Source organism: Kistimonas ophiarachnellae (assembly GCF_057552235.1).
Window position 1 is genome coordinate 1 of sequence record NZ_BAAJPA010000015.1, and the last position, 14,495, is coordinate 14,495.

Sequence of the window (14,495 nt, forward strand, 5' to 3'; positions counted from 1 at the left end):
AGTGCTGACGCCTCCCGCCTAGTGTGTAAATACACCTATCTTTCAACCAGCGCCTATTTCAGGCGCGATGAAAATCAAATGCCAAAACATCCGCAATCTGCCGGGTCTGCGCCATCAACATATGTAGCCGATCAATACCCATGGCTACACCGGCACAATCCGGGAAACCTTCTTTTAGTGCGTCGACCATGCGTTGATCATAGGGATAGACTGAGCGCCCCAGAGACTTTCTTTCTTCCTGATCATTACGGAAACGAGCATCCTGCTCATCACCATCTGCCAGCTCATGATAGCCATTGGCCAGTTCGACACCATTAATGAACAGTTCGAACCGCGCAGACACCTGCTGACCCGCCTTATCCGTCATGATGCGAGACAACGCAGACATAGAGGCCGGAAAGTCATAGACATAAACACCTTCCAGCTGGCCGTTTTCACACCCGCCCAGCTCTGGTTCGATAACTGCGGAAAACAGCAGATCCAACCAATCGTTACGCGCCAGTCCCTGAAGCGAGGCATCTACCTTTTCATGAACGAGTTTTTCAAGCGCCTGATCGCTGGCTGTATGGGGATTAATGTCAAAATGCTGCTCGAACAGTTGTTGATAACTGTAGCGACCGATTTCCCGGAAAGGCGTGACTGAAGAGAGTAATGCCGAGACATCATCCATTAGGGCGTGGTGATCAATCCCCAGCCGATACCATTCCAGCATGGTGAATTCCGGATTATGGCGACCACCAGCTTCACCATTACGAAATACCCGACCCAGGTAATAAATATCCTCTGAGCCTGCGGCCAGCAGCCGTTTCATTGGAAATTCGGGGGAGGTATGAAGATAGACCGTCTGCCGTGCACTAGTCCCTACGGGACAAAATTCTGCACTAAAACTGTCAATATGCGGGTCTACCGTGGCAGCACAGGAGAGCATCGGCGTTTCCACTTCAAACACCTGTTCGGCATGAAAATACTCCCGAATACCCCGCAACAACTCGCCGCGCCGACGCAATTCAGAAAACGATGCAGACGGTTTCCAGTCGTCATGCTCTACAGCCATGGCAGCCTCAATGCTAGTCAGTTAAAAAAGAGGTCAGGAGAAGATAGCGGATTTCTGGCAAGAAAAAAGGCGGGACGGGCCCGGACACCAGCCCGGGCCGAACAGATTACTTCACGCGACCGACGTATTCGCCGGTACGGGTGTCAATCTTCAGTACTTCACCTTCAGTGATGAACAGGGGCACCTTGACCACAGCACCAGTGCTCAGGGTTGCCGGCTTGGTAGCGCCGGTAGCAGTATCACCTTTCAGGCCCGGATCAGTCTGGGTAACTTCCAGGAATACGAAGTTCGGCGGCGCTACGGACAGGGGGGAACCGTTGTACAAGGTAACGGTGTAAACTTCCTGCTCCTTGAGCCAGTTGATGGTGTCGCCTACGGCTTCCTTGCTGGCAGCGTGCTGCTCGAAGGAACCATCGGTCATCATGAAGTGGTAGAACTCACCGTCGGTGTAGAGGTATTCCATATCCAGATCGATGACATCCGCCGCCTCAAGGGATTCACCAGACTTGAAAGTACGCTCCCAGACACGGTTGGTCATCAGGTTGCGCAGACGTACGCGGTTGAACGCCTGGCCCTTGCCCGGCTTAACGAATTCGTTCTCCAGAATGACGCAGGGATCACCCTCAAGCATCACCTTCAGGCCGGAGCGAAATTCGTTGGTACTATAGTTAGCCATCAGGATTACACCCTAAAAAATCGACAATTATATAGACTCAATACTCATACGTGAATTTTTATCCCGGCCAGCACCAATGATCCCTGGCTTTTCTCGCTTTAGCTCATCTTGAGAAATGACAGCAACAAAGATTCTGGACAGACAATCACGTCGCCGCAACACCTGCAACACACACCACCAGCAAAGCAAATGACCTATGGGGCAATACCAGCTATCATTGTCAGGGCGATAGAGCGATACACTTTTATTGTGACAAACCAGCGTCACAAACCTCCTAGCTCACATGTCAGAACGCCCACCTCATCATCCAAAGATAGATAGAGCCTCGAATAATAATTCCCTAAACTGCCATACCCGCCTGTTGACCCGTCTACAAGTGTAGGGCTGAGAATAGTTCCTGTGCTCACGAAGGAAGTCATATGCTCACTGTTACCCAATTGGCAAGGAAGTACGATATTTCCCGCACCACGATTCTTTACTATGAGCGTGTCGGACTACTGTGCCCCCGCAATCGTTCAGAGAATGGTTATCGGTGGTACGGTGAAGAAGAAATCAAACGACTGGAAGCCATTATTGCGTATCGCTCGTTTGGCGTGCCAATCAGTAACATCGCATCACTGCTGGACCGTGAGGACGACCTGTCACAAGAGCGCATTCTGCGAGACCAGTTTACGTTGCTGGAAAAAGAGGTCCAGAAACTGCATCAACAGCAGAAAGCGATTTTCATGCTACTGGAACAACCCGATTTATTAGAGCAACAGATGGTCAACAAAGAACGCTGGGTAGAAATCATGCAAGCCGCCGGTTTCAGTGAAGAGGACATGAAGAACTGGCATCAGCAATTTGAAAAAATGGAGCCCGATGCACATCAGGAATTCCTGGAATCCCTGAAAATTGATCAAGATGAAATTGCTGATATTCGCGCCTGGTCGAGGCAATAAGTAAGACGCTGCGTGTAATGCCTATGCGGTATTGCACGCAGACGAAACCCTATTCACTAGAAAAACGTGATAATGCGTTGCAACTTTTTACCATTGGTTCACTCAAAAGAAAGCAATACTCAGAATGGACAACACAATGCGACACTTATTATCTAAAGAAGACTCAATCTTCAAAACACAGTTCGAAACCTGTGAATTCCACGTCTCCGATTTTGACCATAAATCGCATCTACGGCTGGCCTACATCTATCTGGTTGAGAATACGATTGAGACGGCTATTCCCATGATGCGGGAGTCACTAAATCGCTTTATACAGCACAATGGCGTCCCTGCCTCGAAATACCATGAAACGCTAACCCAAGCCTGGTTACTGGCTGTCCATCACTTCATACATAAAACCGAAAAGGCAGAATCGTTCCTTTCATTTATTGACCAGAATCCGGAGATGTTAGATACAGACATCATGCTGACGCACTACACAACGGATGTGCTTTTCTCGAAAAAGGCCCGGCAGACGTTTATCCAGCCTGATCTTGAGAGGATCCCAATGTATGGTGCATAAGACGCCCTACCAAGTGTGGTAGGGCAAACACCGTAAACACTGACGCAATCGTCATTTTGTGATTATAAAACACCTGACGTACTCAACTTTTCCCATAAAATCAGACCTGAAAGGATAAGCGTTATCATGGCCGGGACCCCATCCTTCCAGGTATCAAACCGGAGGTGGCAAAAGATCGCACCGGCAGAGGTCGAAAAAATTGCCAGAGCGCCAGTAATCGCCATAAAACCCGGCAACCAGATCGCGATGGCACCGAAAAGCTCAACAATACCAACCAGAGCCATAACCTGACGGCTAAGCCCATATTTAATAAAAAACTGCAACTGCGTTTCAAAGATCAGCTTTTGCCAACCCAGAATTTTGATCGAACTGGCAAACACAAAGAAGAGAGTTATCAGACAGGTGATAACTGTCACCGATGTTTCATTCATCCTGGATCCTCAAACAACATGGATACTTCACACCGTCTAACCGGTAGAGCATTGCTAAGTGCATCCTGCAACACCGTTTTTCAAGATATGAACCCACGTTTGAACCAGGATGTCTTACACCAAAGCCAATAATGACTATATGAGATCAATGATTATCAATCATCGCGCAGTTGACCCAAATGATATGACAACAAAACAGTCCACTATTGACGTATGAGCTCTTTTAACGTCCCAAAAAAATAGTCAATTTCCTGCTCTGTGTTGAAATAGTGCAGTGATGCTCGCACGACTTCCGACAGACCTCGCTTCTCAAACGAAACCAGACTTCCCGAGCCTTTTGATATAGACACATTGATCTTATGCGCTGCCAGATAACTTTTGATGCTATCCGCACTCACCTGTTTTGCATATAAGGTCACGATTCCACACTTTTCCTTTCCTTCGTCGGAAAGCGTGATGCCATCAACCTCAAACTTTATGCCCGACACGCTCTTCTATAAAAGACTTATGTTTTTCGTGCCCCATACCAGCTTATCTCCTGATTCTGTTGATCGGGAAGGAAATGAAGTATAGATGTTCATCAAGTTCCGGAAGGAACCTTTTCGAAGGGAAATAAAAAAACCAGTACTACTTATTATCCATCTTTGCGGCCAATAAGCTGGCATGCTGTCGATCTACGCCTTCATATATAACCCGCAATTTCATGAAATGGCTACGTTATTGTAATTTTTATATAACAAATAGAAATAGCCATTATTCACCTATTAGAGCAAGTAGCAATTTAATCCCAACCCTTTATTAAAAAACAACCAATTAAATGCATTTATATATTAAAAACATCTTTTAATTTTTATTTTTATTGACTGAAACGATTTAACTCTGTAGTTTATAACTAAAAATCAAAAACCTTATTTTTAATTTAAAAAACTATTTACACCTCATTAGCTTTTTAATTAGAAAAACACTAACAACCGAAAATTAGTCACCAGAGAATACGAAGAAGGAGGCTTATGCAGACATCAATTATCAAGAAAAATCGTGGCACCGCACTGGTTGAAACGTCATGTTTATTGCTGATTGTTGTTTTTATTTTGACGATGGGTTTTTACTCAACAAAGGTTTATAACGCGAAACCTGAAAACCTTGGTGCAATCTTGTCATCATACGATATGAATACAATGATAACTTGCATAACTGAAGAAACACCAAATTACCATAAAACCATGAATGGTGGCTGCCTATAATTAAACAACAAGTATTTACATAGCAGTATCATCAGGTGATTTAGTGTTATAATCTGAATTTATTTTTAAACCCAATTTAATGAGCCCCATTAATCAAAGCATTTAAATCACTAACCACTGCAGACAAATTATATTGAAATCAATAGTCAAACTTTCATTTCCACTCTCTTTCACAAGGCGTTAGTTAACGAAAGAGATAACTATTCCAAACAAGAGAAATGGGTAATAGCACTACTACAGCATCCTGTAAGCAGTATTAAAAAATGCTGATTCGCTACCGTCCTGTTCTCACTTTAACCATTCTGCAAACTTATCCCTGAGCCTGTCCCTTAACAACAATACCGCTGGCGTTATCTGCTGACGGCTCGGACAGATGAGATTCAAATCCACATCCGGCGACTGATACTCAGGCAATATTCTCACAACCCGGCCTGCACGAAGGTCTGCAGCCATATCCAGTCGTGACTTAAAGGAAATACCTTTTCCTGCAATGGTCCATCGGCGCACAACATCCCCATCATTGGTGCAGCGGTTACTGTTAACCCTGATGCTAAATGGCTCCTGTTTCTCATTTCGTTTGCCGGTAAATTCCCAGACATCATTCAGGCGGCTGTTGAGCTGAAAGAGTAAACAGTTGTGATGCTGCAGGTCATCAGGTTCTACAGGCATGCCAAACCTTGAGAGATACGCCGGGGATGCACACAGGATCCGCTCAATGGATGCCAGCTTGAAGGCAACCATTGATGAATCGGGCTGGTTGCCATAGCGAATGGCCAGATCCACCCGGTCCAGATAAAAATCCGCAATCGAGTCTCCCAGCAGGACGTTAATCGATAAATCAGGATGTTCTTCCATGATTTCGTCAACCCAGTCTAACAGCAGGTTACGCCCCAGATCTGACGATACAGAAATCCGCAACTCACCGGCTATTTTTCCTTTCAGGGCATGCACTGACACCCTACCCGCCTCCAATGTATTTAAGGCTTCGCGGCAGTAAGCCAGAAAACGTTCACCTTCTGCAGTAATTCGTAGCTGTCGTGTAGATCGAATGAAGAGCTGTATCTGAAGCTGTTTTTCCAGGCGCTTCAGCGCGGCACTGGCTGCCGCTGTGGACAAATCCAGCTGCTCAGCTGCACGGGTAATACTGCCACTGTCGGCTGTATGAACGAAAAGGGAGAGATCGCCGGTATTCATTATCAAAAATATTTTGAATATGTTTGAAGCATTACCGCGTTTATACCATTCATACACTGACCAATAATAGTTTCACAGAGAGACAAATCCTGACCAAACGCAAATAGATGACAGTGAGAACCTAACATGAAAGCCATCGGTTATTTACAAGCCAGCCCCATTGATCAGAGCGATGCCTTAGTCGACATTGAGTTGCCGACACCTCAGACATCAGGACGTGATCTGCTCGTGAAAGTAAAAGCCGTCTCGGTTAACCCGGTAGATACCAAGATACGGGCTGCAGTCTCCCCCGAAGCTGGTCAATACAAAATCCTGGGATGGGATGCTGTTGGCGAAATCGTTGCAGTCGGTGACCAGGTTGAGCTGTTCAAGGTGGGGGATGAGGTGTGGTATGCCGGGGATCTTACCCGTGCCGGTTCCAACGCCGAATACCAGTTGGTGGATGAACGTATTGTCGGTGAGAAGCCAAAATCTTTATCCAACGCAGAAGCAGCAGCAATGCCGTTAACCGCAATCACGGCTTGGGAATTGCTGTTTGACCGTCTCGATTTTACGCCACTGCTAGCTGATAACGACAAGGTTGATCACACAGAAACTGCCAGCCCGAAACCACGTATTTTGATTATGGGAGCAGCCGGTGGCGTGGGTTCCATCCTGACCCAGTTGGCTGCCAAACTCACCAATGCCACGGTGATTGGTACCGCCTCTCGTCAGGAGAGCCAGGACTGGGTTCGAGAGCTGGGCGCCGATCATGTGATTAACCATTACCAGCCATTACTGACACAACTCCAGGCTCTGGGCATTGAGGATGTCACCCATGTGATCAGTCTTACCCACACTGATCAGCACTTTGAGCAACTGGTTGAGGTGCTGGCACCACAGGGCAAGCTGGCGCTGATAGACGACCCTCAAGCCGGTCTCGACATTATGAAACTCAAAACGAAATCCCTGTCCCTTCACTGGGAGTTCATGTACACCCGCTCCATGTTTCAAACAAGGGATATGCAAAAGCAACATGATTTACTCAATGCCATGGCCAGGCTTATCGATGATGGCATGATAAAAACGACGCTGGGTAAGAATTACGGCACCATTAATGCCGCCAACCTAAAGCTGGCGCATGCACACATTGAAAGCCATCAGGCTGTGGGAAAGGTAGTACTTGAAGGTTTTTAGCATCAACGATCACCGGCTGGCGATGGGCTATTCACGCTCATCGCACGCTGACGAACAGATGTTGACCTCTTACATAACGGTTAGTCACTTATTCAACGCACTCGTTAACCAACGTATTGAGGTATCGAGATGAGCAAACCATTGACCATTGTCGCTCGTATTGAAGCCAGGCCAGGTGAAGTCGACAGGGTAAAAGCCGCCCTGCTCAAACTTATTGAACCTACGCGTCAGGAAACCGGTTGCCTGCAATACGACCTGCATCAGGACAATGAAACCCCGGAAGTATTCGTTTTTTATGAAAACTGGGCATCACGCGCCTTGTGGCAAATCCACATGAACAACGATCACCTCAAGGCGTATATGAAAGAAACTGAAGGCGCCGTGGCAAACTTCACACTCAATGAGATGCATCAGGTTGTTTGACTGAATAAACCCAAACCATAATCGTTTATCCAGACAATAAAGCCTTGCATTGAATGAAAACAGATAACGGAAAAAAACCATGCAAAAGAAGATTCTTGTTACGGGATCCACTGATGGCATCGGGCTGGCCACCGCCAGGCAATTAGTTTCCATGGGGCATCATGTTCTTCTGCATGGTCGTAATCCCACCAAGCTGGAGGAAGCGGAGCGTTCGCTTGCCGCACTACCGGGCGGTGGACGTGTTGAAAGTTATCTGGCTGATCTATCACGTATGGCTGATGTTGTGGCTTTGGCCAAAACAATTACCGAACACCACAACCAGCTTGATGTTTTGATAAACAATGCCGGGATTTTTCGAACTCCCGCACCCATCACGCAGGATAAGCTTGACGTGCGCTTTGCGGTTAATACGTTTGCCCCTTACCTGCTGATGCAGCATCTGATGCCAGTGTTGGGTACGTCCGGGCGAATAATCAACCTCTCATCGGCGGCACAGTCCCCTGTTGATATTGAAGCACTTGCCGGACGCGTCCATCTAGACGACGACTTCACTGTTTACGCGCAAAGTAAACTGGCGCTCACTATGTGGTCGCGCTATACGTCCCTGTCATTGAAGGATAAAGGGCCGATGATTGTTGCAATTAATCCCGGTTCGATGCTTGGCAGCAAGATGGTGAAGGAAGGCTTTGGTGTAGTAGGAGGCGATATCGCCATTGGCGCAGACATCCTGTGCCGTGCAGCGCTTTCTGATGAATTTGCGACCGCTTCCGGCAAGTATTTTGACAACGATACCGGCAAGTTTTCGCCCCCTCACCCCGATGCGCTAGACACCCAAAAAACGCAAACCGTTGTACAAACCATGGAGAATGTTTTATCGGAACTCATGGTGTCATAATTCGTTCAGACACAGCTATCTGCGTTGCCCAGCAGAAACGGGCTGGGACCAGTTATCTGTTTTTCGCACATAAGACTTCAGTTGCAGGTTATTTGTCTCTGTATGAGGTTATGCCTGTTATCTACATGATGAATTTCTACCAGTGCGACTAAGCAGTGAAGGAAGCGTTTTTTCAGAAGGGAAATATGCTGATTTGTTTTACTTAGCAGACTACCGGTATTTCTTCATTACCAACGTACCCAACACATCCCGTATTCTGAAAAAGCGCCGTTGCTTAAAATACGATTCAAACTGTTTTTCACCCGGCATCGGATAATAGATATCATCCTCATCATGGATATTGACCGTATGTAGTCTTGGATCTTTTCCAGCCATTAATCGTTTCAACACACGACCCAAGAGTTTTGCACCGATCACGGCGGTGTACATTAAGACACTTTCCTGTGTGGCATGGGCTTTTAGCTTGAACGATTTTCGGGCCAGAATTTCACCGGTATCTACGCCTTCATCAATCCAGTGAACGGTCACACCGCCCCGGTCACTCCCGTTATTCAACACCCAAAAATAAGCCATCGCCCCTTTGTAAACGGGAAGCCAGCCCGGGTGGACATTCAATACCCCGAGTTTTGGGAGAGCGAGTATCCCTTTTTTAAGTATTTGTGAGAAATAGGCAGAAATCAGCAGATCAGGCTGCAGTTGCCGGATAAATGCCTGGCAAGCTTCGTCATTAATATTGCCACAATGGAATACAGGAATATTATGATCCACCGCGATTTTCCAGGCAGGCTTTAGTCGTTTACGTAAAAAGGGGAATACCAGTGTGATGAGGTAACCCAACACCTGAATACAACGTTGCCAGAAGAGTAACCAGGCGAACTTCCAGCCGACTTTTTTAAGGTGATTGATGACACGAGTGCGCCCTTGCAGGGACAGCGTTAACGGCTGGGCTTTGACGACACCGACAATATTAACCCCCGGCATGGTCAATAGCTTGTTCATAATCACTGCACTGCCCAGATGACCTGCGGAGTACAGAACGACCACATTCATGAATAACACTCCCTGTTTTTACACGTAATGTGTTCGTTGTCGTTTAAGTGCCATACACATCAGGTGCTGAAACGATAATAGCTAATCCTTACAGCGTGGAACAAGGTGATTTAACTGTCTTATCTGATACCCAGGGTGTATCCATCATTGCTACACGCACAATAAACCGTTGAATACCCTATGCTCAAAATGTCACTTGGAGCAGCCGAACATGAATACGATGAAAGCAGTAAGAATTGAATCTTGTGGTGGTGTGGATGTCCTGACGTTTGATGATTATCCGATGCCGGAGATGGGCGAACACGACCTTCTGGTCAAAGTCATGAGTACTGCCGTATCGGGTTGGGATATCAAGTACCGTAATGGCAGCCTGATGAAAAAGACGCAAAATCGCCCGATACTTCCCGGCCGAAAAGCGTACCCACTACCACAGCAGTTAGGACGAGAAGCAGCAGGGGAAGTGATTGCTGTCGGCAAGCAGGTCACATTATTTACACCTGGCGATCGGGTTTTGGGGCTGGTGCATCCGGAGAAAGTTGGTGATCTGGATGCTATCCGGGGTTTTGGCAATCTCAGTAAAGGGCTGGATTATCCGGGTCATGTGATGGCCGGAGGTAATGCCCAGTTTGTATCACGACCAGAAAACTACTGGTTCAAACTGCCTGATGGCGTCAGTTACGAGGATGCTGCCGCCGGCGCCTGGTCCTACCCTACCAGCCATCGAATTATTGTTGATCGTTGTCGTGTTTCTATTGGCGACACCATTCTAATAACAGGCACCACTGGTGGCATGGGCAGTGCAGCCATGCAATGGGCCCAACTGGCTGGCGCAAGAGTGATCGCCTCCAGTCGCAGCGAAGCCAAACGAAAAGCGTTATCAGACAATGGCGCAGACCTTGTTATTGATCCAACCCGGCCCGAAGAAGCCTGCCAGTCGATAATGGACTTTACCCGCCAGCAGGGGGTTGAGCATGTCATTGAATTTACCGGCAACGAAATACTGCAAAAACTGGCATACGACGTTTTACGTCTGGGTGGCACGATTTGTCCGGTCGGTGGGGATATGTCTCAACAGGGCATGCCCTGGGGCGTCATGGACCTTGTTGCCAAGGAAGCCACAATCCTGGGAATTCGGGGGTCACGCCTGAATGACCAGCGAATCTACCTGGAGATGCTGGCCGCTGGCAAAATCAAACCAGTGATTGGCAAGGTATTACCATTAAGTGAAATCCGACAAGCCCACCAGCTGGTAGAAGAAAATCGCGTCGTCGGAAAAGTCATGCTGGATCCATGGGCCTGAGGCAATCGCAGGTTCCCTGCCGAAAGCAGGGAAAAACCTGACTGTTGCCGTTATGGCATTACCTTTGAAGCACAAACATCTGGTAACCAAATTCACCCAGGTGGTGACGGTAAATGTTCAGCTCCGTTTCGATATCTCTGAGTGCTGCTGAATCAGGCAGTGCTGATTTGAGTTCATCAACACGCACCTTGAGTGGTTCGATATAACTCTGCCAGGCAACATCACTGAGGGTAAAACTATCGATAACCGAATAACCTGCCTCACTAGCCTGTTCAATGCGTTGGGCGACTGTCGTCGCATCGGGGTATCCCTGCTCCCAGAACGCCAACGCGTCATGGCTCGGTGCATCATTTAGCCATACGAGATCGCTTAAAACCAGGACGCCTTTTGGCCCCAGCAACCGACGCCACTGTTCAAAGGCACTGGTGACACCCATGATGTAGGCGCAGCCTTCTGCCCAAATCAGATCGAAACTACCTTCTTCAAAGGATAAATCGGTCATACTGGCGCAGACTGTTTCGATGCGATCAGCCACTCCACTTTCCTGAGCCCTTTCGACAAGACGTGCCAAGGCAGGCTCATCATTGTCCAAAGCAGCAATGTGCGCTGATGTGTGGGCTGCAAGTAACGTTGTTGCGATCCCCTTGCCACAACCAATTTCGAGAATACGCGCAGGTTTAAACGGCACTTTCTCCAGCGCTTTCAGCGTATCCTGCTCCGACCCGGGGCCCCATCGGTCCAGCGTTTCGAATACCTGCATAAAGTCGTTCATATAGTGTTCGTGCGTGTTCATGTCTTTTGATAACCATTTAAGTCTGAGCGCTTCTTTTTCCGTGAAGCCCTGATTCATTAACCACTCCAGGTGAGCATCCGGTGCCACTTCGTCCAGGGATTGATGCCACGCCTTGAGTTCTCCTTCACCGAGCATTGCTGCCAGTAACTGGCGGGACTGTTGCTTTCGGGCGATTTCCTCATCCAGCTGTTGCAGACGGTTAAGCAATAAGGAACGATCCACCCTGCTATTGAGGCAGGCCTTGCACTCTTTCAACGTCAGCCCGCCTGCCTGCAGTTTCTGGATCAGCCGTAACCGCTGAGCGTCTTTTTCGCTATAGATTCGGTAACCGTTAGCCTGTCTTTTCCCTGCAATCAGTCCCTGTTTTTCGTAGTAGAGCAGGGTACTGCGGGAAAGGCCGACGCATTCCGCGAGTTCAGCAATCAGGTACATTCGTTGGCTCCGGTCTGCGGCAATGTGCCCGGTGAATATGAAGCACCTTAAACTATGAAGTTGTAGACAGGTCAACCCAAAATGTTGTGAATACACACCTACAAAAACCGTTATGGCTGACAATGGAATGAGGAAGGGAGAGTGGATAGCTAACGGCTTATTAATAGGCCAAAAACGTTAACTATGCGCTTACGTATCCTGCCTTTGCAGGACATGGACTTCTCCGGTCCTGAACGATCAGGAACCGGAGAAGTACGCTTCAGCAGGAGAAGCTATGTCCAGAATCATCCTGATTTTGGTTCTGACCAATGTTAACAGGCCTCTAGAACGAGAAGTCAGCAACGTCCTTGCCATCCACTTTGATCAGGCAAACGGGTCTTAGTAGCGTACCGCTCGGAGTGCCCAGTGCACATTCTGCAATGACTGTTTTCGTCTGCCATTGTCCGGAAACCGGTTTAAACACTATAGGCTGGCGCATGTATTTCTCATTATTCCCCTCATATTCAGGGAATATGGGGTTACCAATCGACTGATCAATCACTGGGATGCCGTTAAATTTTACGTTCAAATGATTGGCAAGAATCTCATTGAATGATGCTGTGATCTGTACCGTTTCCTGATTGATGGTGGCCATGGATGAACGGTAGGTTACCGGAGTTAAACTTATACAGCCGGATAAAAGAAGACAGGCAACAGTAGTAGGTAGCAGTCCGGCACTCAGTTTTGGGAAAGGCTTCATTTTATAATTCCTGTTGTTGAAAACCGCCAGCTTCAGTTTACGCCTGAGAACTTGTTTATTAATTGATCTAAAGCGCTATTTGTGACCTGTGCGATTTGTGAGAACGAAATCAACCACATTCTTATAACGTAGACTTGCATGATGCCTCCCAAAAGAGGCCATATGTCAGCCTTCCGACAAGACTGACTTAAGTTCTCCCCAAACCCCAGAGCTCAATAGCGAACATTTAACTCCTGCTGAAGCCTTTCTTATTTTGTCTAATATTTAACGTATTCCTGTATCATTTCCTCACCCTCACCGATCATATAATCACAATAGACTTCGACCAAAAATAATATTTACCAAACATCAAGGAACTAATTACATAATAATTTGTCTATAAAATTCATAGATTGATCGACGTAATCCCACGTAAACCTCATGGTTTTTTCTACATAATTACGCAAAGGATATTAACATGGGAAAATTAATATTTGAGTTTCAAAAAACATGCAATCATCAGTCATCAGTGTGCCACCCACCCGAGGACACAGAAAAAGAAGTCAGTAAATTATTTTCCTCAAGAACACTGATTATCCATAAGCAGATAGGAACTGGATTTTTTTCCAAAGTATTTATTGGGTCGCTGAACGTAAAGAAAAAAGGTATACCCGAACGATTTGCAGTTAAAATATCAGGGTCAGAGGCATGTTTTAATGGAGAAGTTGAGAGCTTAAATAAAATGAGACAATGCCCTTATATAGTCGACATGCTAGCCTCAGGCGTTGATCAATATAGATATAACTATGATACATATATTTTTCTTGAACTAGCAGATATTGACCTAGGACACTTATGCGGAGCTATGAGATCACACAATATAAAGCTCACAGCCGGTCATTTAAATTTCATTCTCGACAATACCACCAGAGCAATTGAATTCATGCATAAACAAAGAGTATGGCATGACAACATAACCGGAATTAACATATTATATTTCTTCAGTAAAAGTATATTAAAAATCACTGACTTTAATCTATTTATAATTTCCCCATCAAAAGAAGAACATGAATCAAAGATGCTTAAGGATATGGGAAAGGTAATCACCCATATCAAGTCAATGAGTGACCATCAATGCCCGAAAAAAGCATTTTATGCCGATAGTTATTATGGCGATTCAGTTTCTTGTAGTCAGTGTGATGACCGTACGTCTAAGCATACTCTGAAAGTCATCGAAGAAATGGACTGGGAAGATAAAATGCTTCGCTCAATTGTGATAAGAATGTTTAAAGAACCCGAAGCCGGTTTAAAACCCATTACGTCTGCAGAAATATACGGCCATCTGACACAACTTGAAGCACTGCCCTGTTTGCCTCCAGAGCACCTGAAAAATATGCCCACTGCGTGATTGATCAACGCTAAATCAGCAGTGGGCAGAAAGCATCAATGCCCATTACCCAGATGAGCGCCAAGCGGCAATGCTCAAAATAGTGTTGTCTGAATACGTTACATAATCAGGCGTTCAACACCACTGTTTACAAATATCCCAGCAACACTGCCCTGGTTGCGGATTGTCCAACCGGGCTTAGCCCTGTATAAAGGGCGG

The 14,495-nt window shown here is 46.6% G+C and carries 16 protein-coding genes; 8 read left to right on the forward strand and 8 right to left on the reverse strand.

Annotation, left to right across the window (positions count from 1 at the left end):
- Positions 1–58: 58 nt before the first annotated feature.
- A complete protein-coding gene (gene epmA / locus AC27K1_RS17440) occupies positions 59–1,054 on the reverse strand; it encodes an EF-P lysine aminoacylase EpmA (RefSeq protein ID WP_487152074.1) in 996 nt (331 codons plus the stop codon).
- 106 nt (positions 1,055–1,160) lie between these two features.
- Positions 1,161–1,730 carry an elongation factor P gene (gene efp / locus AC27K1_RS17445; protein WP_345195858.1) on the reverse strand — a complete coding sequence of 190 codons (570 nt, stop codon included), beginning with the start codon at positions 1,728–1,730 and terminating at the stop codon, positions 1,161–1,163.
- Positions 1,731–2,149: 419 nt separating this feature from the next.
- Between efp and AC27K1_RS17450 the strand changes: the two genes are divergently transcribed.
- A complete protein-coding gene (locus AC27K1_RS17450) occupies positions 2,150–2,671 on the forward strand; it encodes a MerR family transcriptional regulator (protein WP_487152075.1) in 522 nt (173 codons plus the stop codon).
- Between the two features lie 136 nt (positions 2,672–2,807).
- A complete protein-coding gene (locus AC27K1_RS17455) occupies positions 2,808–3,233 on the forward strand; it encodes a hypothetical protein (RefSeq protein ID WP_487152076.1) in 426 nt (141 codons plus the stop codon).
- Positions 3,234–3,295: 62 nt separating this feature from the next.
- Here the strand turns inward: AC27K1_RS17455 and AC27K1_RS17460 are convergent, their stop codons facing one another.
- Together AC27K1_RS17460 and AC27K1_RS17465 are read right to left on the reverse strand one after the other, a co-directional pair.
- Positions 3,296–3,664 carry a DoxX family protein gene (locus AC27K1_RS17460; protein WP_487152077.1) on the reverse strand — a complete coding sequence of 123 codons (369 nt, stop codon included), beginning with the start codon at positions 3,662–3,664 and terminating at the stop codon, positions 3,296–3,298.
- A gap of 203 nt (positions 3,665–3,867) precedes the next feature.
- The gene (locus AC27K1_RS17465) at positions 3,868–4,152 is read right to left on the reverse strand and encodes an aminotransferase class V-fold PLP-dependent enzyme (protein WP_487152078.1); all 285 of its coding nucleotides are present in this window, start codon (positions 4,150–4,152) and stop codon (positions 3,868–3,870) included.
- A gap of 522 nt (positions 4,153–4,674) precedes the next feature.
- Here AC27K1_RS17465 and AC27K1_RS17470 point away from each other — a divergent pair.
- The gene (locus tag AC27K1_RS17470; protein ID WP_487152079.1) at positions 4,675–4,908 is read left to right on the forward strand and encodes a hypothetical protein; all 234 of its coding nucleotides are present in this window, start codon (positions 4,675–4,677) and stop codon (positions 4,906–4,908) included.
- A gap of 288 nt (positions 4,909–5,196) precedes the next feature.
- On the opposite strand, the gene AC27K1_RS17475 is transcribed toward AC27K1_RS17470, so the two are convergent.
- The gene (locus tag AC27K1_RS17475) at positions 5,197–6,102 is read right to left on the reverse strand and encodes a LysR family transcriptional regulator (RefSeq protein WP_487152080.1); all 906 of its coding nucleotides are present in this window, start codon (positions 6,100–6,102) and stop codon (positions 5,197–5,199) included.
- A gap of 126 nt (positions 6,103–6,228) precedes the next feature.
- Here AC27K1_RS17475 and AC27K1_RS17480 point away from each other — a divergent pair, with 126 nt between their 5' ends.
- From AC27K1_RS17480 to AC27K1_RS17490, 3 genes are all read left to right on the forward strand, one after another.
- Complete coding sequence (locus AC27K1_RS17480; protein ID WP_487152081.1) at positions 6,229–7,278, forward strand: zinc-binding alcohol dehydrogenase family protein; 1,050 nt, start codon at positions 6,229–6,231, stop codon at positions 7,276–7,278.
- Between the two features lie 129 nt (positions 7,279–7,407).
- Complete coding sequence (locus tag AC27K1_RS17485; protein WP_487152082.1) at positions 7,408–7,701, forward strand: putative quinol monooxygenase; 294 nt, start codon at positions 7,408–7,410, stop codon at positions 7,699–7,701.
- A gap of 79 nt (positions 7,702–7,780) precedes the next feature.
- Positions 7,781–8,596 carry an SDR family NAD(P)-dependent oxidoreductase gene (locus AC27K1_RS17490; RefSeq protein ID WP_487152083.1) on the forward strand — a complete coding sequence of 272 codons (816 nt, stop codon included), beginning with the start codon at positions 7,781–7,783 and terminating at the stop codon, positions 8,594–8,596.
- A gap of 210 nt (positions 8,597–8,806) precedes the next feature.
- Here AC27K1_RS17490 and AC27K1_RS17495 read toward each other — a convergent pair whose 3' ends face one another.
- The gene (locus tag AC27K1_RS17495) at positions 8,807–9,646 is read right to left on the reverse strand and encodes a methionyl-tRNA formyltransferase (protein WP_487152084.1); all 840 of its coding nucleotides are present in this window, start codon (positions 9,644–9,646) and stop codon (positions 8,807–8,809) included.
- 211 nt (positions 9,647–9,857) lie between these two features.
- Between AC27K1_RS17495 and AC27K1_RS17500 the strand changes: the two genes are divergently transcribed.
- On the forward strand, positions 9,858–10,946 hold the full coding sequence (locus AC27K1_RS17500; protein WP_487152085.1) for a quinone oxidoreductase family protein: 1,089 nt from the start codon (positions 9,858–9,860) through the stop codon (positions 10,944–10,946).
- Between the two features lie 58 nt (positions 10,947–11,004).
- Here the strand turns inward: AC27K1_RS17500 and AC27K1_RS17505 are convergent, their stop codons facing one another.
- On the reverse strand, positions 11,005–12,171 hold the full coding sequence (locus AC27K1_RS17505) for a MerR family transcriptional regulator (RefSeq protein WP_487152086.1): 1,167 nt from the start codon (positions 12,169–12,171) through the stop codon (positions 11,005–11,007).
- Positions 12,172–12,493: 322 nt separating this feature from the next.
- Entirely contained in the window at positions 12,494–12,910 is a 417-nt protein-coding gene (locus AC27K1_RS17510; protein ID WP_487152087.1) for a hypothetical protein, read from the reverse strand.
- A 457-nt stretch (positions 12,911–13,367) separates the two neighbouring features.
- Here AC27K1_RS17510 and AC27K1_RS17515 point away from each other — a divergent pair, with 457 nt between their 5' ends.
- Positions 13,368–14,297, forward strand: coding sequence for a protein kinase domain-containing protein (locus AC27K1_RS17515; protein ID WP_487152088.1), 930 nt, complete (start codon positions 13,368–13,370; stop codon positions 14,295–14,297).
- The last annotated feature ends 198 nt before the right edge of the window (positions 14,298–14,495 follow it).

Excerpts from the sequence above, each read along its gene's own strand:
- epmA (WP_487152074.1), bottom strand. The coding sequence starts at position 1,054 with ATGGCTGTAGAGCATGACGACTGGAAACCGTCTGCATCGTTTTCTGAA.
- efp (WP_345195858.1), bottom strand. The coding sequence starts at position 1,730 with ATGGCTAACTATAGTACCAACGAATTTCGCTCCGGCCTGAAGGTGATG.
- AC27K1_RS17450 (WP_487152075.1), top strand. The coding sequence starts at position 2,150 with ATGCTCACTGTTACCCAATTGGCAAGGAAGTACGATATTTCCCGCACC.
- AC27K1_RS17455 (WP_487152076.1), top strand. The coding sequence starts at position 2,808 with ATGCGACACTTATTATCTAAAGAAGACTCAATCTTCAAAACACAGTTC.
- AC27K1_RS17460 (WP_487152077.1), bottom strand. The coding sequence starts at position 3,664 with ATGAATGAAACATCGGTGACAGTTATCACCTGTCTGATAACTCTCTTC.
- AC27K1_RS17470 (WP_487152079.1), top strand. The coding sequence starts at position 4,675 with ATGCAGACATCAATTATCAAGAAAAATCGTGGCACCGCACTGGTTGAA.
- AC27K1_RS17475 (WP_487152080.1), bottom strand. The coding sequence starts at position 6,102 with ATGAATACCGGCGATCTCTCCCTTTTCGTTCATACAGCCGACAGTGGC.
- AC27K1_RS17480 (WP_487152081.1), top strand. The coding sequence starts at position 6,229 with ATGAAAGCCATCGGTTATTTACAAGCCAGCCCCATTGATCAGAGCGAT.
- AC27K1_RS17485 (WP_487152082.1), top strand. The coding sequence starts at position 7,408 with ATGAGCAAACCATTGACCATTGTCGCTCGTATTGAAGCCAGGCCAGGT.
- AC27K1_RS17490 (WP_487152083.1), top strand. The coding sequence starts at position 7,781 with ATGCAAAAGAAGATTCTTGTTACGGGATCCACTGATGGCATCGGGCTG.
- AC27K1_RS17495 (WP_487152084.1), bottom strand. The coding sequence starts at position 9,646 with ATGAATGTGGTCGTTCTGTACTCCGCAGGTCATCTGGGCAGTGCAGTG.
- AC27K1_RS17500 (WP_487152085.1), top strand. The coding sequence starts at position 9,858 with ATGAATACGATGAAAGCAGTAAGAATTGAATCTTGTGGTGGTGTGGAT.
- AC27K1_RS17505 (WP_487152086.1), bottom strand. The coding sequence starts at position 12,171 with ATGTACCTGATTGCTGAACTCGCGGAATGCGTCGGCCTTTCCCGCAGT.
- AC27K1_RS17510 (WP_487152087.1), bottom strand. The coding sequence starts at position 12,910 with ATGAAGCCTTTCCCAAAACTGAGTGCCGGACTGCTACCTACTACTGTT.
- AC27K1_RS17515 (WP_487152088.1), top strand. The coding sequence starts at position 13,368 with ATGGGAAAATTAATATTTGAGTTTCAAAAAACATGCAATCATCAGTCA.